The sequence below is a fragment of the Cellulomonas citrea genome, from assembly GCF_009829685.1.
Classification (GTDB): Bacteria; Actinomycetota; Actinomycetes; order Actinomycetales; family Cellulomonadaceae; genus Cellulomonas; species Cellulomonas citrea.
Genome location: NZ_VWSD01000066.1, coordinates 1 through 16,198, shown reverse-complemented (window position 1 = coordinate 16,198; position 16,198 = coordinate 1). Strand labels below are relative to the sequence as shown.

The 16,198-nt window shown below is 72.3% G+C and carries 19 protein-coding genes; 13 read left to right on the top strand and 6 right to left on the bottom strand.

Going from position 1 to position 16,198, the window contains the following annotated elements:
* The 3 genes from F2B26_RS09125 to F2B26_RS09120 all read left to right on the top strand — a co-directional run.
* On the top strand, positions 1–218 hold a 218-nt coding region (locus F2B26_RS09125), incomplete at its 5' end, for a hypothetical protein (RefSeq protein WP_201292677.1).
* Positions 219–306: 88 nt separating this feature from the next.
* The gene (locus F2B26_RS17580) at positions 307–432 is read left to right on the top strand and encodes a hypothetical protein (protein ID WP_268891099.1); all 126 of its coding nucleotides are present in this window, start codon (positions 307–309) and stop codon (positions 430–432) included.
* Positions 429–1,172, top strand: coding sequence for a hypothetical protein (locus F2B26_RS09120; RefSeq protein WP_159808584.1), 744 nt, complete (start codon positions 429–431; stop codon positions 1,170–1,172). Before F2B26_RS17580 ends, F2B26_RS09120 begins: the two co-directional genes overlap by 4 nt.
* Before the next feature lie 725 nt (positions 1,173–1,897).
* Here the strand turns inward: F2B26_RS09120 and F2B26_RS09115 are convergent.
* A complete protein-coding gene (locus F2B26_RS09115) occupies positions 1,898–2,518 on the bottom strand; it encodes an acetate uptake transporter (protein ID WP_159808582.1) in 621 nt (206 codons plus the stop codon).
* A gap of 194 nt (positions 2,519–2,712) precedes the next feature.
* Between F2B26_RS09115 and F2B26_RS09110 the strand changes: the two genes are divergently transcribed.
* The 7 genes from F2B26_RS09110 (at position 2,713) to F2B26_RS09080 (ending at position 8,726) form a co-directional block, all read left to right on the top strand.
* A complete protein-coding gene (locus F2B26_RS09110; protein ID WP_159808580.1) occupies positions 2,713–3,123 on the top strand; it encodes an acyl-CoA thioesterase in 411 nt (136 codons plus the stop codon).
* A 225-nt stretch (positions 3,124–3,348) separates the two neighbouring features.
* Entirely contained in the window at positions 3,349–3,642 is a 294-nt protein-coding gene (locus tag F2B26_RS09105; RefSeq protein ID WP_159808578.1) for a WXG100 family type VII secretion target, read from the top strand.
* Positions 3,639–4,142 carry a hypothetical protein gene (locus F2B26_RS09100; protein WP_159808576.1) on the top strand — a complete coding sequence of 168 codons (504 nt, stop codon included), beginning with the start codon at positions 3,639–3,641 and terminating at the stop codon, positions 4,140–4,142. The genes F2B26_RS09105 and F2B26_RS09100 overlap by 4 nt, the downstream gene beginning before the upstream one ends.
* Before the next feature lies 1 nt (position 4,143).
* Positions 4,144–4,476, top strand: coding sequence for a hypothetical protein (locus F2B26_RS09095; protein ID WP_159808574.1), 333 nt, complete (start codon positions 4,144–4,146; stop codon positions 4,474–4,476).
* The gene (locus tag F2B26_RS09090; protein ID WP_159808572.1) at positions 4,476–5,258 is read left to right on the top strand and encodes a hypothetical protein; all 783 of its coding nucleotides are present in this window, start codon (positions 4,476–4,478) and stop codon (positions 5,256–5,258) included. The genes F2B26_RS09095 and F2B26_RS09090 overlap by 1 nt, the downstream gene beginning before the upstream one ends.
* Positions 5,259–5,306: 48 nt before the next feature.
* A complete protein-coding gene (locus F2B26_RS09085) occupies positions 5,307–6,008 on the top strand; it encodes a hypothetical protein (protein ID WP_159808570.1) in 702 nt (233 codons plus the stop codon).
* 138 nt (positions 6,009–6,146) lie between these two features.
* Positions 6,147–8,726: an ATP-dependent Clp protease ATP-binding subunit gene (locus F2B26_RS09080; protein ID WP_159808568.1), complete on the top strand. Its 2,580-nt coding sequence runs from the start codon at positions 6,147–6,149 to the stop codon at positions 8,724–8,726.
* Positions 8,727–8,813: 87 nt separating this feature from the next.
* Here the strand turns inward: F2B26_RS09080 and F2B26_RS09075 are convergent, their stop codons facing one another.
* The 5 genes from F2B26_RS09075 to hutI form a co-directional block, all read right to left on the bottom strand.
* On the bottom strand, positions 8,814–9,416 hold the full coding sequence (locus F2B26_RS09075) for a hypothetical protein (protein WP_159808566.1): 603 nt from the start codon (positions 9,414–9,416) through the stop codon (positions 8,814–8,816).
* A 27-nt stretch (positions 9,417–9,443) separates the two neighbouring features.
* On the bottom strand, positions 9,444–9,734 hold the full coding sequence (locus F2B26_RS09070) for a WXG100 family type VII secretion target (RefSeq protein WP_159808564.1): 291 nt from the start codon (positions 9,732–9,734) through the stop codon (positions 9,444–9,446).
* A 20-nt stretch (positions 9,735–9,754) separates the two neighbouring features.
* Entirely contained in the window at positions 9,755–10,177 is a 423-nt protein-coding gene (locus F2B26_RS09065; RefSeq protein WP_159808562.1) for a hypothetical protein, read from the bottom strand.
* On the bottom strand, positions 10,174–11,373 hold the full coding sequence (locus tag F2B26_RS09060; RefSeq protein WP_159808560.1) for a hypothetical protein: 1,200 nt from the start codon (positions 11,371–11,373) through the stop codon (positions 10,174–10,176). Before F2B26_RS09060 ends, F2B26_RS09065 begins: the two co-directional genes overlap by 4 nt.
* Positions 11,374–11,470: 97 nt before the next feature.
* Positions 11,471–12,670, bottom strand: coding sequence for an imidazolonepropionase (gene hutI, locus F2B26_RS09055; RefSeq protein WP_438939186.1), 1,200 nt, complete (start codon positions 12,668–12,670; stop codon positions 11,471–11,473).
* An 88-nt stretch (positions 12,671–12,758) separates the two neighbouring features.
* Here hutI and F2B26_RS09050 point away from each other — a divergent pair, with 88 nt between their 5' ends.
* The 3 genes from F2B26_RS09050 to F2B26_RS09040 all read left to right on the top strand — a co-directional run.
* Entirely contained in the window at positions 12,759–13,424 is a 666-nt protein-coding gene (locus tag F2B26_RS09050) for an IclR family transcriptional regulator (protein ID WP_159808558.1), read from the top strand.
* A gap of 25 nt (positions 13,425–13,449) precedes the next feature.
* Positions 13,450–15,123 (top strand): urocanate hydratase, encoded by a 1,674-nt coding sequence (gene hutU / locus F2B26_RS09045; RefSeq protein WP_159808556.1) that lies wholly within the window; start codon positions 13,450–13,452, stop codon positions 15,121–15,123.
* A 4-nt stretch (positions 15,124–15,127) separates the two neighbouring features.
* A partial coding sequence (locus F2B26_RS09040) for an allantoate amidohydrolase (protein WP_159808554.1) occupies positions 15,128–16,198 on the top strand: 1,071 nt, incomplete at its 3' end.

The following is a 16,198-nucleotide window of genomic DNA, read 5'->3' as shown; positions in this document are numbered from 1 at the left end:
GGCTGCTGGAGGCGGCGCGCGAGCGGCTCGGGCGCGAGGCGCAGGTGTGGCTGCGGGCGGGGCGGTCCGAGCACGTCGTGGTGGGGGCGTGCGGGGCGGGGGACCTGCTGGTGATGTCCCGGGACGACCCGCGGCCCGGGCCGCACGGGTTCGGACGGGCGGGGCGGTTCGTCGTCGACCACGCGGGGTGCGACGTGCTCGTGGTGCGGGGTGGGTGACTGGGCGGTGGGGCCCTGTCGGGGTGTGGGTGGGGCTCAGTAGTGTGACTGGCGCGGGGCTGGGGGCCTCCGCACAGGGGGAGGACGCGTGGCTCGCGCACACGACGACGTGGACGAGGCGGCCGCTGTCGTGTGGGCGAAGTCGTGGCCCTACGTCGGTGAGGTCGAGCGGTGGGCCGCGCAGAGAGAACCGCTGACATCATGCCGGGCGTGAGTGAGCTCGCAGGATGGCGTGAGCAGATCCGAGCCGTTGTTGATGGTCACGGCACGCTCGTCGTGTCTTCGCCGAGCATCGCGGCGCCTGTCGGAGCCGGACTCGTGGTTGTCCCCCTTGACGACGAAGCCCGCACGGCGACTCTGGCCTTCCTTGACGCGCTTGCGCCACAGGTTGCCGTGCTCGAGAGCCGCGCCGACGGCGAGGAGGGCTTCGACTTGCACCTCGTCGGCATGCCATGGGTCCAGCTGCTGTTCGTGACCACAAAGGCGCTGGAACTCGCGGACCAGGACGAACCCGATGACAACGAGGGTGCAGCCGGGCTGAGCGAAGACGACCGGCGGTCCGTCACCGCGGCAATCAATGAGTTGGTCGCCACTACACCATTGTCTGTGCACGGCAGACAGATTGAGGCGCTAGACCTGCTGATGGAGTGGTTGACCGAGCGTGACGCCGAGCTTGCCTGCAACCTCGCAGGGAGGTGGTTCCTGGCCAGAGAGTATGCCTCGGTCCTGTACCGGGACCTCAAGGACAAGCACGGCGATCTACTGCGCTCGAATGCTGCCGCGTTCGCCGAGCAGGTCATCGAGTCGGAGCGTCTCACCTCGGCGATGCCCAAGCCGATGATCCGTGACCGCGTCTACGCAACGCTCAAGCGCCAGGACCCGACGTGTGTGACGAGGTCTGCCATTGAGGGCGTGGTGTTCGAAGCGCAGAGACTCATCGCCCGGTCCGGCTGATCTGGGGTGGCTGGAGTCTGGTGGTCTCTCCTGACCGAGGGCACAGCCTCGACAGGGCTTCTGCGAGGCGTCAGCGCGAGTGCGCGCCTCGGCCGCTTCCATGTCCTGCATCCGCGGAAGAGCTCGGGGGGCTCATCGGGTGGCCTTCCAGAGATTCCGCGCTCGTCGTCCGCGACGGTGACCGCGCCACGGTCCAGCGACTCCCCGTCCGCGCCCGCCGTCACGCCCTCCATGGCCATCGCGCACACCTGGACCTCGCCTCCGGGCTGTTCGTGCACGCTCCGACGAAGGGGTGGCCCCGAGCTCTTCGGCTGTGCTCTCGTCGCCGTCCGACAGGACGACGCGGCAGGCTCTGCAAACCCATCCCGCCCGACGGGATGTGGATGATCAGCATCGGTTCGAGAAGTCTCGCCCGCACAGGCTCAGCGCCGTCCGCAACAACGCGACGGGCATTCCGAACCGTTTGGCCCAGGCATCACGACGACGCAGTAGGACCGCCAGTGGGGACCTCGGTCATCGAACACGTCCGACCGGTGGCATGTGCGGCGGCGTCAACGGGGAGGGTCGGTGCAGCCTGCACCGCTTTGGACGGATACCCGATGTCGGGCCACGGAGGTCCTGGGACGTCGTGCCCGTCGCGACTGCTCAACTGGCCGCCGTCCGCACCCACCCCCCAACCCGCCCGGTCCTGACGCGCGCATGCGCCAGGACCGGGCGGAGCTTCGTCACGCCGTGCGCGGCCCCACGGGCAGCACGGTGCGCTTGAACGTGGAGTTCACGACGGCGGCGGCCGATCCGTACCAGGCCGCGAGCGCGGTGGCCAGGCCGACGAACCCGCCGATGTGGCCGATCGCCGCGACGCCGGTCCAGTCGCCCGCGGCGAGCAGGAAGAACGCGACGGTGAGCAGCACGAACACGGTGAGCACCGCGGTCGAGGTGCGCAGCGCGGCGATGGTCATGTACGCCGTGAACAGGCCCCAGGCGAACAGGAACAGCCCGACCGAGTGGCCCACCTGCTCGGCGGGGACCTTGGCGGCGTAGAACTGCGAGAAGGCCCAGAACGAGAGCCAGAACGCGCCGTAGGACGTGAAGGCGACGGCGCCGAAGGTGTTGCCGGTGCGGAACTCCCACATGCCGGCGGCCAGCTGGGCGAGTCCGCCGTACATGAGGGCGAGGCCGAGCACGATCGGCTTGCCCTCGGCGGGCAGCAGACCGGCGTTGAACACGGACAGGACGAACGTGGTGAGTGCGAACGCGGCCAGGCCCAGGGGGCCGGGGTCCGCGATCGTGACGGTGTGGGACGGTGTAGCGACGGGCGGTGCTTGGCTGGCTGACGAGGTCACCATGACGCGCTCCTTTGCTCGGTCCGGCGGCACTGCCGGGTCGGGAGCCCGCAACGTAACCCCGGGACCTTCGTCCTGTTCGCGGTTCGAGCCCGCCACCGGGAGGAAGTTCCGCGGTCCTTCCGACGCGGATCGCCCGCCGCGGCCGGCGCAGTACGGTCGCTGTCGTGGAACCTCAGCAGCGCGGCAGTGTCGCGATGAACGTCCGGTGGTCCGACGTCGACCTGTTCGGCCACGTCAACAACGCGGCCTTCCTGCGCTACCTGGACGACGCACGGTTCGTGCTGTTCCCCGCGATGGGGGTCGACGAGGCCGGTGCGATGACGGCGTCGCTGCTCGTCGTCGTCAAGCACGAGATCGACTACCAGGCGCCGCTCACCTTCCGCCCGGCGCCGTTCACGGTCGAGGTGTGGGTGCCGCGCATCGGCACGTCGTCGGTGGACTTCGCCTACGAGATCGTCGACCCGGACGGTGCGGTCGCGCTGCGCGCCCGCTCCCGGATGGTCCAGCTCGACCGGGCGAGCCACGCCCCGCGTGCCTTCACGACGGAGGAGCGGGCGGCGTTCGAGAGGTATCCCGGGCCGGCCCCCGAGCTGCACGGCTGGTGACCGCGCGGGCTGGTCTGCGCCCCGCCACCCGGCCTGCCGAAGCGTGCCCGCCCGCTCGCGACCCTCGATAGCCTTCGTGGTACTCGACATCAGGGGATGCGGGCGCTGACGAGGCGCCCGGGAGGACCGAGGCACGCAGGGTCGAGACTGCGGTCGACGGGACCCGGACCGTTCCGCAACGGTCCGTCGCGCCCGCCGTCGCGTGCGTGATCAGAAGGGGGACGCATGGTCAGGTATCAGGTGGACCTGCCCGCGCTCGGCGCGATGATCGACGCGCTCGGCACGGCTTCGGAGGGGATCGCGTCGGAGCTCGAGCAGCTGGACGCCGAGGTCAGGCAGCTCGAGGGCGAGTGGTCCGGCGAGGCGCGCGAGGCCTACTCGGCGGCGCACGCCGCGTGGACCGCCCAGCTCGCGCAGCTCAACGCCGTCCTGGGCCGGGCGATCGCGGCCGCCCAGTTCGCGCACACCGGCTACACCGAGTCCCGGCGGCAGATCGACGCGGACTGGGGGGTGGCATGAGCGCGCCCGACGCGGTGGTGCGCCTGGAGTCGCTCGCCGCCCGGGGGCGCACCCTCGGTGCCCGGGTCGATGACCTCGTCGCGCAGGCCGAGGCCGCCGCGCCGGTGCCGACGCCGGGCCTGGTGCACGCCGAGTTCGACGCGTCCGGTGCGCTGTCCCTGCTGCAGTTCACGGTCCAGGCCAGCACCGCGACGCAGGAAGAGCTCGAGGCCGCGGTCAACGTCGCGGTGGTGACGGGGTACCGGGCCCAGCCCGAGGGCGCGCCGGATCCTCGGCGTTCGGAGGCGCTGCTCAGGCAGGTCGAGACCCACGGGCTGCCCGAGCCGCGGACGGTCAGCAGCTCGGACGGGCGGGTCCGCGTGGACGTCGTGGTGGGCCGGGTCGTCGCCGTCGGGTTCGCCGCCGGGGCTCTGGGTCGACGCAGCCTGGACGAGATCGGACGGACCGTGGTCGACACCTGCGCCCGGGCTCTGACCGACGACGCCCGAGGGGGGCGCTGACATGCCGGACTCCATCGACACCGACGACCTGCGCTCGGACGCGAACGACTACTGGAAGCCCTGGCACGAGACCGTGCTCGGCTACGGGGCGTCCCTGACACAGGCGAGCTCCCAGGTCACGGAGGCGGACTGGTCCCGGATCCCGGGCGCCCAGGACGTCCGGGCGGCCTTCGGCGTCCTGCTCGACGACGTCGCGCAGTTCTACACCGACGGCTCGGAGGTGCTCGAAGGGGTGGCCCGCAAGCTCCTGGCCACCGCGCAGTCCGCGCTGGAGCGGGAGCACGCCTCCCGGGACCAGATCGAGCAGGTCATCAAGGAGATCGAGGCGCTCTGATGGGGTACGTCGAGGCGATCAAGGACTTCGAGCACGGTCGGCTCGCGGACGCGCGCGCCAGCACCGAGGGGGTGATCCGCGACTGCCCCACGGTCGTCCCTCGGTTCGTCCGCGTCTACCTCGACATCGTCCTCCCGCGGGAGACGATCGTCCCGCCGTTCGACCGTGAGTGGCTCGTCCGCCAGATCTCGGAGCCGATCATCGCGGGCATCCAAGAGTCGTGCCGGTACCTGCTCGAGGTCATCGACGAGCTCGACGGGTACGTCGACTGGATCGGCGGTCCGGAGACCCTGAGAGGTGCCGCTGCTGCGATCCAGGCCGAGGTGGCAGACCCGTCGGCCGCGATGTACACGACGATCCGGGACGCCCCGCTCGCTGCGGTGACATCGTGGAACGGACCTGCGGCGGCCGACCTCTACCGGATGGTGCCGATGGACCAGGCGAACCAGCTCCACCTCGCGCAGGGGTACCTCTCGACGCTGGGCGACGTCCTTCGGGGGATGGCCGACCAGATCGAGACCTTCTACGTGTCGTTGTCCGCCGTGATCGCGGGTGTCATCGGGGCGGTGGCCGGCGTGGTGGTCGCCGTGGCGACGGGCTGGTCCGGGGTCGGGGCGGTCGCGGGGATCGTGGTGGCCATCGCCGGCGCTCTCAGTGCGCTGGCCGGTGTGGCCGGACTCGTTCTCTCGACCGTCCAGACCAGCTCGAACCTCCTGGTCGAGGCGAGCAACGGCTTCGGCGAGAGGTGGAGCAACTACATGAGGTTCGCCACTGTGCAGTGAGGTCATGCCGTCGGGGCGTCGTCGAGCGGGATCGCGTAAGGCCAGCGGATGGGAAAGAGGGGGGCGTCCGTGCGTGCACGACGACTGACAGGGGTGGTGGCGGTCGCGCTGCTGTGCGCCGGGGCGGTCGGCGGGTGCGGCCCGTCGACCAGCTCGCTGCGTGACGACGTGCAGGCCTACATGGACGCCCTGGTCGCGGGGGACGCCTCGGCGGCACTGGCCGTCAGCGACGAGGCGACCCAGGAGTACTGGGCGGACGAGGGTCCGGTCTCCGCGCACCTGCTCACCGACAAGGTGTTCCAGGGGGCAACCGAACACATCTCCGACGTCACCGTCGGGCAGGTCGACGTCCTTCGTGACCCAGCTCCGGGCAGGGACGCCCGCGCCGACGTCAGCTTCTCGCTCGCCGGCAGCACCTACGACGAGACCCTGTTCCTGCGTCGGGACGGCGAGCACTGGAAGGTGACCTGGGGTCTGATGGGGACGATCACGGTGGTCGACGCCGACTACCGTGCGAACCTGCCGTTCGAGATCTCCGGGGTCGACAGTGCGGGCGCGCGCTGCGGCGACCGCCACTGCACGCCGGGGGCGGGCTACCTGCTGCTGCCGGGGGTCTACCACGTCGAGGTCCGGGTGGACCCGCCCTGGCGCCTGTCGGAGTTCAACATGACGGCCCCGTCGCAGGACGTCACGGTCGTGCACAGGAAGAGCCCTGGGCTCCAGTTCGTCACCGAACGCGTCGACGGCTAGCGCATCCCTGGGTCCCGGCCCCTGTCACGCCCCTGGCGAACACGGGCAGACCGGCACACTCCCCGCCGTTAGCATCGGCAGGACCCGGCCCCGGTGTCCCGTCCGGTCATCTGGGCCCTGGCGATGAGGAGTGCTCCCATGTTCGAACGTTTCACCGACCGCGCCCGTCGGGTGGTCGTCCTCGCCCAGGAAGAGGCGCGGATGCTCAACCACAACTACATCGGGACCGAGCACATCCTCCTGGGCCTCATCCACGAGGGTGAGGGCGTCGCCGCCAAGGCGCTGGAGTCGCTCGGCATCTCGCTCGAGGCCGTGCGCGCCCAGGTACAGGAGATCATCGGCGAGGGCCAGCAGGCCCCGACCGGTCACATCCCCTTCACCCCGCGCGCCAAGAAGGTGCTCGAGCTGTCCCTGCGTGAGGCGCTCCAGCTGGGCCACAACTACATCGGCACCGAGCACATCCTGCTCGGCCTCATCCGCGAGGGCGAGGGCGTCGCCGCGCAGGTGCTCAACAAGCTGGGCGCCGACCTCAACCGGGTGCGCCAGCAGGTCATCCAGCTCGTCTCCGGCTACCAGGGCAAGGAGCCGGTTGCCTCCGGCGGCCCCGCCGAGGGTCAGCCGTCGGGCTCGGCCGTGCTCGACCAGTTCGGCCGCAACCTCACCCAGGCCGCCCGCGACGGCAAGCTCGACCCGGTGATCGGGCGCGAGAAGGAGATCGAGCGGGTCATGCAGGTGCTGTCGAGGCGCACCAAGAACAACCCGGTGCTCATCGGGGAGCCGGGTGTCGGCAAGACCGCGGTGGTCGAGGGCCTGGCCCAGGACATCGTGCGCGGCGACGTGCCCGAGACCCTCAAGGACAAGCAGCTGTACACCCTCGACCTCGGCGCCCTCGTGGCCGGGTCGCGGTACCGCGGTGACTTCGAGGAGCGCCTCAAGAAGGTGCTCAAGGAGATCCGCACCCGCGGCGACATCATCTTGTTCATCGACGAGATCCACACCCTCGTCGGGGCGGGTGCCGCCGAGGGCGCGATCGACGCGGCCTCGATCCTCAAGCCCATGCTGGCGCGCGGCGAGCTGCAGACCATCGGGGCGACCACGCTCGACGAGTACCGCAAGTACGTCGAGAAGGACCCGGCCCTGGAGCGCCGCTTCCAGCCGATCCAGGTCGCCGAGCCGACGCTCGCGCACACCATCGAGATCCTCAAGGGCCTGCGCGACCGGTACGAGGCGCACCACCGCGTCTCCATCACCGACTCGGCGCTGGTCGCCGCCGCGACGCTGGCCGACCGCTACGTCAACGACCGGTTCCTGCCGGACAAGGCGATCGACCTGGTCGACGAGGCCGGTGCCCGGCTGCGCATCCGCCGCATGACGGCCCCGCCGGAGCTGCGTGAGCTCGACGAGCAGATCGCCGAGACCCGCCGCGACAAGGAGTCGGCGATCGACGAGCAGGACTTCGAGAAGGCCGCGCGGCTGCGCGACGACGAGAAGCGCCTCACCCAGAACCGGCTCGAGAAGGAGAAGGCCTGGAAGAACGGCGACCTGGACGCCGTCGCCGAGGTCGACGAGGAGCTCATCGCCGAGGTGCTGGCCAACGCCACGGGCATCCCGGTGTTCAAGCTCACCGAGGAGGAGACCAGCCGCCTGCTGCACATGGAGGAGAACCTGCACAAGCGGGTCGTCGGCCAGGAGGCCGCGATCCACGCCCTGTCGCAGGCCATCCGCCGCACGCGCGCCGGGCTCAAGGACCCCAAGCGCCCGGGTGGCTCGTTCATCTTCGCCGGCCCCACCGGTGTCGGGAAGACCGAGCTGGCCAAGTCGCTCGCCGAGTTCCTGTTCGGCGACGAGGACGCGCTCATCCAGCTCGACATGTCCGAGTTCTCCGAGAAGCACACCGTCTCGCGGCTGTTCGGCTCGCCCCCCGGCTACGTCGGGTACGACGAGGGCGGTCAGCTCACCGAGAAGGTGCGCCGCCGGCCGTTCTCCGTCGTGCTGTTCGACGAGGTGGAGAAGGCCCACGCGGACATCTTCAACTCGCTGCTGCAGATCCTCGAGGACGGTCGCCTCACCGACTCGCAGGGCCGGGTGGTCGACTTCAAGAACACCGTCATCATCATGACCACCAACCTCGGCACGCGGGACATCGCCAAGGGCGTCCAGACCGGCTTCCAGGCCGGCGGCGACCTGTCGACGTCCTACGAGCGGATGAAGGCCAAGGTCAACGACGAGCTCAAGCAGCACTTCCGGCCCGAGTTCCTCAACCGCGTGGACGACGTCATCGTCTTCCCGCAGCTGAGCCAGGCCGAGGTGTTCCAGATCGTCGACCTCATGATCGCCAAGCTCGACGCCCGCCTGCGGGACAAGGACATGGGGATCGAGGTCACCGAGGCCGCCAAGAAGCTGCTGTCGGAGAAGGGCTACGACCCGGTCCTGGGTGCCCGGCCGCTGCGCCGCGCCATCCAGCGGGACATCGAGGACGCGCTGTCCGAGAAGATCCTGTTCGGCGAGCTCAAGGCCGGCCAGCTCATCGTGGTCGACGCGGTCGGCGAGGGCATCCTCGGGGAGTTCACCTTCGCCGGGGTGCCGATCTCCGAGCGCAAGAAGGCCCCCGAGCCGGTCGGCGTGGGTGCCACCACCAAGTCCGGCATGGACGTGCCCGCCGCCCCGCGGCACACGGCCGGCCGCGGCGACAGCGGCACCGGCCTGCTGCCGGGCTGACGACGCGACCGGCCCGGGCCTCTGGTCCGGACCGGTACGCCCAGCACACCAGGAGGGCCCCGCTCGTACGAGCGGGGCCCTCCTGCGTCAGCCCTGGGCCGGGTCGCCCCCGGCGGGGAACCGCTGCGCCTCGCGCTGGGCCTTGCGCTGGGCCTTGACCAGCGCCCTGAACCGCTTGGGGAAGGCGGGGCAGGTCACGTCCCGGATCATCGTCCTCACCGTCTCGGTCTCCAGCATCCCGCCCACGGCCTCGTAGGCGGCGATCACCGACGTGGCGCCCCGGCTGATCCGTGGGTTGGCGAGGTCCCTGTCGCCGGTGGTCGTCCCGTAGACCACCTGCGGGGCGATCACCAGCTCGCACGTCCCGTCGTCCAGCGCGCGGGCGCACACGACGACCGTCGTCGGGGGCACCGCGGGGCGCAGCACGGGGGCGACGACCTCGTTGACGAAGTCGCGTGCGATCACCGAGACCTCGTCGCCGATCTCCACGGTGCGGGCGGTCCACTCGGAGCCCTCGGCGCGCAGGGGGGTCTCCAGGTCGATCGGATCGGGCCGGAAGTCGACCATGAGCAGGTGCCCCACCGCCACGTCGACCGCGTGCGCCGGGGTGTCGCGCACGACCAGCCGCCAGACGCGGAGCAGACCGTGCCAGGCGAACAGGGACTCGGTCGCCGTCTTCCTGCCGAACATCACGGTCTCACCACGCCCTCGGGTGCATCACAGGCCCCACAACCGTGCGACCCGCTCGTCGGCCTCCCGGTAGGCGGCCGCGGCCGCCGTCGCCGCGGAGGCCGCGTGCGCCAGGACTGCCTGCTGGGTGCGCATCTGCCCGGCCCAGCTCTGGTAGGAGACCACGTATGCCTCCTGGGCGGCACCCGACCAGCGTGCCGTCATCGCCGTGGAGGCGAGCTGCAGGGACGTCAGCTCCTCGCCCAGCTCGGTGGCGTGGGTGGCGACCGCGGCGGCCCGGTCGGTCAGCGCGGCGGGGTCGACCTTCACATCGGTCACGGGGCTCCTCGGGTGTCAGCTCATCGCCGCAGCGACCGGCGGATCTCGTCGGTCACGGCCTGCAGGTGGTCCTGGGTCTCGGACAGGAGGGTGCGGGCCTGCGCCACCGGGCTCGGCACGTCCCCCGGCCCGGCGGCCTCGTCCTGCTCCTGCAGGGTCGCGCGCAGCGACCCCAGGTTGCGCTGGGCGAGGGTGCGCAGCTCACGGGCTGCCGGGGTGGTGTCCGAGCCGTCGAACACCGCGCCCAGCGTGGTCTGGCCGAGGTCGATCCGCTGCTGCACGATCTGCCACTCGTGGCCGAGGTCGCCGCGGCGCGCGGCGGCGGCGTGCTCCTCGGCCTTCTGGGCGGTGGCCGTCGAACGCGTGCCCAGCGCCTGCGCGGCGTTCCGGAGGCGCTCGAGCGTCGCCACGAACTCCGGCGGCAGACCCGCCGTGCCGCTCATCCGACCCTCGCAGCGGTCGCGCGGGCCAGGCCCTCGACCAGGTCGGCGATCATCGAGGCCGAGTCGAGCAGCTGGGTCTGGCCGCTCACCATCCCCGAGACCAGGTCGTACAGCATGTTGACCAGGGCGTAGGCGTCGCGGACCTCGTCGAGGAGCTCCACCAGGGTGGCGGCGGCGATGATGCCGTCGACAAGCCATCCGGCGACCGGGACAGCGGCCCCCACCGCCATCGCGAGCAGCCGGTAGGACAGGTCCTTGAGGAGCCCCAGCACCTTGCCGACCACGAACTTCACCGCGGACGCCAGGGCGCTGATCAGCGTCGAGACGGTCCCGCACGGTCCGCTGAGGGCCATGTGCGTCTCGGCCATCGCACCGGCCGCCACGAGGAAGGCCTCGGACCCCTGCCCCGTCCACTGCGCCATCGGCGGGCACAGCGCCGAGCAGTTCTGCGCGACCCCGCTGAACGCGTCACCGGCGTGGGTCCACGCGATCGACGCTGCCTTGAGGCTCTGCCAGTCGCCGGTGAACGGCTTGGTGATCTCGCCCAGCAACGACCAGCCGAACAGCTGCTCCCAGATCCAGTCGACCGAACCGAACACCGCCCCGGCCGACCACCGGATGTCCTCGAACTCGAAGGCGATCCCGTCCGGCGTCGGCAGGTACGACCCGATGTCGACGGCCTCGTGCACCGTCGTCGACCCCGAGACGGCCTGGTCCCATCGAGCCCCGACCTGGTTGATGGCTCCGTCCGTCCAGTCGGCGGCCCGGTTCCCGTCCCAGAACGCCTGGCTGAACAGGTCCCCGTCGGCGTCGCCGTAGTGCGCCCCGGCGCTCTGCTGGGCGGCGCCCAACGTCGGCGTGGCAGGAGCCGAGTACGGGGGGACCGAGATCCCCGCCTCGGCCGCGACCTCGGCAGCCGCCTCGTAGGCGGTGCGCTCGGCGTCGACGTAGGTCTGCCGGGTCTCGGCCATCTTCTGGGCGCCGACCTCGAAGACCCGGGCGGACATGCCCGTCACCTGTGCTGCCGTCGCCAGCAGGGCCTCGTTGAGCGGGCGGAACATGCCGAGCACGAGGCCCATGTCCGCCGGGCTCAGCTCGCCGTAGGTGGCGATGTGCCCGCCGATCGCCGTCACGCCGGCGTGCTGGCGGGTGAGCACCTGGCCGGCGAGCGCAAGGTTGTCGAAGTCGATGTCCACTGGCCCCCCTGTGTTGCCGGGAGGCTAGCATCGGCGGCCTTTGCGGCCGGTGCGTTTCGGTGCACCGCACGACCCCCGGCGGCCTGGCCCGGGCGGGTCAGACCGCGCGGACCCCGTGCTGCCAGACGGCGGCGACCAGGGGAACTCCGGGGCGGTAGGCCAGGTAGGCCGGGTGCGGGGCGTCGAGCACGACGAGGTCGGCGCGGGTGCCCGGGGCGAGGCGGCCCACGTCGGTGCGGCGCAGCGCGGCGGCCCCACCGGCGGTGGCGGCGTGCACGGCCTCGGCCGGGGTCATGCCCATGCTCGTGACGGCGAGCGCGACCGCGAGCGGCATGGAGGACGAGAAGCACGAGCCCGGGTTGCAGTCGCTGGCCAGCGCCACCCGGGCACCGGAGTCGAGCAGCCGACGGGCGTCGGGGAACGGGCGACGGGTGGACAGCTCGACGACGGGCAGCAGGGTCGCCACGGTGTCCGAGCCGGCCAGGGCCGCGACATCGGCGTCGTCCAGCTCGGTGCAGTGGTCGACGCTCGCCGCACCCAGCTCGACGCCGAGCGCGACCGCGCCGGTGCGGGTGAGCTGGTGGGCGTGCAGCCGGGTGCCCAGGCCGCGGGCCGCACCGGCGGTGAGCACCGCACGGGCCTGGTCCAGGTCGAAGGCGCCGACCTCGCAGAACACGTCGACCCAGCGGGCCAGCGGGGCGCAGGCGTCGAGCATCGGGCCGGTGACCAGGTCGACGTAGGCGTCGGGGTGGGCGGCCAGCTCGGCCGGCACCACGTGCGCGCCCAGGAACGTGGTCTCGGGGGTGAGGCGGGCGGCGACCTCGAGCATCCGGCGCTCGTGCTCGACGTCGAGCCCGTAGCCGGACTTGATCTCCAGGGTCGTGGTGCCCTGCCGCAGCATCTCGTCGACCAGGGCGGCGGCGCCGCGGTAGAGGGTCTCGGCGTCGGCGGCCCGGGTGGCCTCGACCGTCGTGCGGATGCCGCCGGCGGCGTAGGGCTGATGGGCCATCCGGGCCTCGAACTCCGCGCGCCGGTCACCGGCGAACACCACGTGCGTGTGCGAGTCGACGAAGCCGGGGATGACCGCCCGGCCCGCGGCGTCGAACCGCTCGTCGCAGGCGGGGGCGGTGGCCGACGGCCCGACCCAGGTGACGGTGCCGTCCTGGACGACGACGGCGGCGTCGGTGAGCTCGGCGGTGAGCGGGCCGAGCACGGGGTCGTTGGTGACGAGCACCCCGATGTCGTCGATGAGCAGGGCGTGCCCGGGGGCGGGGTGCGGGCGGGCGGGTCCGGTCACAGGACGAGCCTGGCACGCCCTCCGGCTCTTTCCAATAGGTAGCAGGTGAGTTTTACTAGGCGGCATCAGCGAGCAGGAAGTGAGTCCCGTGGCCGAACCGTCCACCCGCACCATCGAACGCGCGCTCGCACTGCTCGAGATCGTGTGCGCCAGCGACGGCGTCACGCTCACCGACGCCGCCCGACAGGCCGGCCTGGCCCCGAGCACCGCGCTGCGGCTGCTGCGCACGCTCGAGCACACCGGGTTCGTCGCGCGCTCGGCCGCCGGGCAGTTCCGGGCCGGGGTGCGCGTGGTCCAGCTCGGCGCCCGGGTGCTCGGTGACGACGCGCTCGTGGCCACCAGCCGCGAACCGATGCGCGACCTGGCCCGCGCCACCGGCGAGTCGGTCTACCTGTCCGTCGAGGGCCCGGGCGACGAGGTGGTCTACATCGCCATCGTCGAGGGCACCCACTCCGTGCGGCACGCCAGCTGGGTCGGGCGCTCGCTGCCGGCCCGCGGTTCGGCCGCCGGGCAGGCGTTGCACGACGAGGTCCGGGCCCCCGGCTACGTCGTCGTCGAACGCGGCGTCGAACCCGATGTCACCGCCATCGCCGCACCCGTGCGCGCCGGGACCTCCGTCGTCGCCGCGCTCAGCCTCGTCGTGCCCAGCTACCGGCTCGACGCCGACCAGGTGCGTGAGCACGGCCGGCGGCTCGTCGCCGCATGCGAGGACCTGTCCGCCCTGCTCGGCGGCGTCGCGCGCACCCACCCCTGACCTCGACCACCCGGAGGAGACCCCCATGACCAGCCCCGCCAACACATCCGGCCCCCGCCCCGTGCGCGCCCCGCGCGGCAGCACCCTCACCGCCCGGTCCTGGCAGACCGAGGCGCCGCTGCGGATGCTCATGAACAACCTCGACCCGCAGGTCGCCGAACGGCCCGACGACCTCGTCGTCTACGGCGGCACCGGCCGCGCGGCCCGCTCCTGGGAGGCGTTCGACGCCATCGTGCGCACCCTCACCACACTGGCCGACGACGAGACGCTGCTGGTCCAGTCCGGCAAGCCGGTCGGGGTGTTCCGCACCCACGAGTGGGCGCCGCGGGTGCTCATCGCCAACTCCAACCTCGTGGGCGACTGGGCGACCTGGCCCGAGTTCCGCCGGCTCGAGGCGCTCGGCCTCACCATGTACGGGCAGATGACCGCCGGTTCGTGGATCTACATCGGCACCCAGGGCATCCTGCAGGGCACCTACGAGACGTTCGCCGCGGTGGCCGACAAGCGGTTCGGCGGCACGCTGGCCGGCACCCTCACCCTCACCGGCGGCTGCGGCGGGATGGGTGGCGCGCAGCCGCTAGCCGTCACGATGAACGGCGGTGCGGTGCTCGTCGTCGACGTGGACGCCGCACGGCTGGCCCGCCGGGTCGAGCACCGCTACCTCGACGAGATGACCGACGACCTGGACGACGCGCTGGCCCGGGTGCTGGCCGCCAAGGTCGAGCGCCGGGCACTGTCCGTCGGGCTGGTCGGGAACGCCGCGACCGTGTTCGCGCAGGTGCTGGCCCGCGGCGTGGCGGTCGACGTCGTCACCGACCAGACCTCGGCGCACGACCCGCTCAGCTACCTGCCGGAGGGGGTCTCCGTCGACGAGTGGCACACCCTCGCCGAGGCCGACCCGGCCGACTTCACCACACGCGCCCGCGCCTCGATGGCCAAGCACGTCGAGGCGATGGTCGGCTTCCTGGACGCCGGGGCCGAGGTGTTCGACTACGGCAACTCGCTGCGCACCGAGGCCCAGCTCGGCGGGTACGCCCGGGCGTTCGACTTCCCGGGCTTCGTGCCGGCGTACATCCGGCCGCTGTTCGCCGAGGGCAAGGGCCCGTTCCGCTGGGCGGCGCTGTCCGGCGACCCGGCGGACATCGCCGTCACCGACCAGGCGATCCTCGACCTGTTCCCGCACGACGAGAAGCTGGCCCGCTGGATCACCCAGGCCGGGCAGAAGGTGGCGTTCGAGGGGCTGCCGGCACGCATCTGCTGGCTCGGCTACCAGGAGCGGCACCTCGCGGGCCTGCGGTTCAACGAGCTCGTCGCGTCCGGGGCGATCAGCGCGCCCATCGTCATCGGCCGCGACCACCTGGACTCCGGGTCGGTGGCCTCGCCCTACCGGGAGACCGAGGCGATGGCCGACGGCTCGGACGCGATCGCCGACTGGCCGCTGCTCAACGCCCTGCTCAACACCGCCTCGGGCGCCACCTGGGTGTCCATCCACCACGGCGGCGGGGTCGGCATCGGCCGGTCCATCCACGCCGGGCAGGTGGTCGTGGCCGACGGGACCGAGCTGGCCGCGCAGAAGATCGCGCGCGTGCTGGTCAACGACCCGGGCACCGGGGTGATGCGGCACGTCGACGCCGGGTACGCCCGCGCGGAGGAGGTCGCGCGTGAGCGTGGGCTCCGGGTGCCGATGTGGGAGGCGTGAGCCGGTGACCGGGGGCCTCGACCCCGTCGTCGAGCTCGCCGCGATCGCCGACGTCGGGCGCGACCGGCGGCGCGGCGGCTGGACCCGGCCGGGCTGGGGCGCCGCCGAGCACGAGCTCGCCGAGTGGTTCGTCGAACGGGCCACCGCCCTGGGCCTGGACGTGCAGACCGACCGCAACGGCAACCTGTGGGCCTGGTGGGGGGCGCCCGGTCCGGACGCCCTGGTCACGGGCTCGCACCTGGACTCCGTCGCGGGTGGCGGGCAGTTCGACGGGCCGCTCGGCGTGGTCAGCTCGCTGGCCGCCGTCGCCCGGCTCCAGGCGTCCGGTCATGTGCCGAGCCGCCCGTTCGCCGTGCTGCTCACGCGCGAGGAGGAGGGGTCCCGGTTCGGCCTGGCCTGCCTGGGCACCCGGCTCATGACCGGGGCGGTGACCCCGGAGCGGGCGCTCGCGCTCACCGACGCCGACGGCACCACGTTCGCACAGGCCGCCGCGGCCGCCGGGGTGGACCCGTCCCGGATGGGTCCGGACCGCGAGGCGACGGCCGCGATCGGCACGTTCGTCGAGCTGCACGTCGAGCAGGGGCGGGGGCTCGTCGACGTCGGTGCGCCGGTCGCGGTGGCCACCGCGCTGCTCGCGCACGGGCGCTGGCGCGCGGACTTCCGTGGTGAGGGCAACCACGCCGGTGCCACTGCGATGGCCGACCGCCGCGACCCGGTCGTCGCCGCCGCACGCGCCACGCTCGAGGTGCAGGCCGCCGCGGCGCTGGTGCCCGACGCCCGCGCGACCGTCGGCCGCTGGGAGGTCACACCCAACGGCACCAACGTCATCGCCTCGCAGGTGAGCACGTGGTTGGACGTGCGCGCCCCGTACGACGAGCAGACCCGTGAGCTCGTCGCGCGGATCACCGAGCGGCTCGGCGCGGCCGCGGCGCACGAGGGGTGCGCGGTGCACGTGAGCGAGGAGTCGTTCAGCGGCCGGGTGGAGTTCGACGCGGCGCTGGGCGCCCAGGTCGCGGGGCTGCTCGGCGGCGCCCCCCGGCTGCCGTCAGGTGCCGGGCACGACGCGGCCGTCGTG

Coding starts and splice junctions, on each gene's coding strand:
- F2B26_RS09115 (WP_159808582.1), bottom strand. CDS start 2,518: ATGGTGACCTCGTCAGCCAGCCAAGCACCGCCCGTCGCTACACCGTCC.
- F2B26_RS09110 (WP_159808580.1), top strand. CDS start 2,713: ATGAACGTCCGGTGGTCCGACGTCGACCTGTTCGGCCACGTCAACAAC.
- F2B26_RS09105 (WP_159808578.1), top strand. CDS start 3,349: ATGGTCAGGTATCAGGTGGACCTGCCCGCGCTCGGCGCGATGATCGAC.
- F2B26_RS09100 (WP_159808576.1), top strand. CDS start 3,639: ATGAGCGCGCCCGACGCGGTGGTGCGCCTGGAGTCGCTCGCCGCCCGG.
- F2B26_RS09095 (WP_159808574.1), top strand. CDS start 4,144: ATGCCGGACTCCATCGACACCGACGACCTGCGCTCGGACGCGAACGAC.
- F2B26_RS09090 (WP_159808572.1), top strand. CDS start 4,476: ATGGGGTACGTCGAGGCGATCAAGGACTTCGAGCACGGTCGGCTCGCG.
- F2B26_RS09085 (WP_159808570.1), top strand. CDS start 5,307: ATGGGAAAGAGGGGGGCGTCCGTGCGTGCACGACGACTGACAGGGGTG.
- F2B26_RS09080 (WP_159808568.1), top strand. CDS start 6,147: ATGTTCGAACGTTTCACCGACCGCGCCCGTCGGGTGGTCGTCCTCGCC.
- F2B26_RS09075 (WP_159808566.1), bottom strand. CDS start 9,416: ATGTTCGGCAGGAAGACGGCGACCGAGTCCCTGTTCGCCTGGCACGGT.
- F2B26_RS09065 (WP_159808562.1), bottom strand. CDS start 10,177: ATGAGCGGCACGGCGGGTCTGCCGCCGGAGTTCGTGGCGACGCTCGAG.
- hutU (WP_159808556.1), top strand. CDS start 13,450: ATGACCAGCCCCGCCAACACATCCGGCCCCCGCCCCGTGCGCGCCCCG.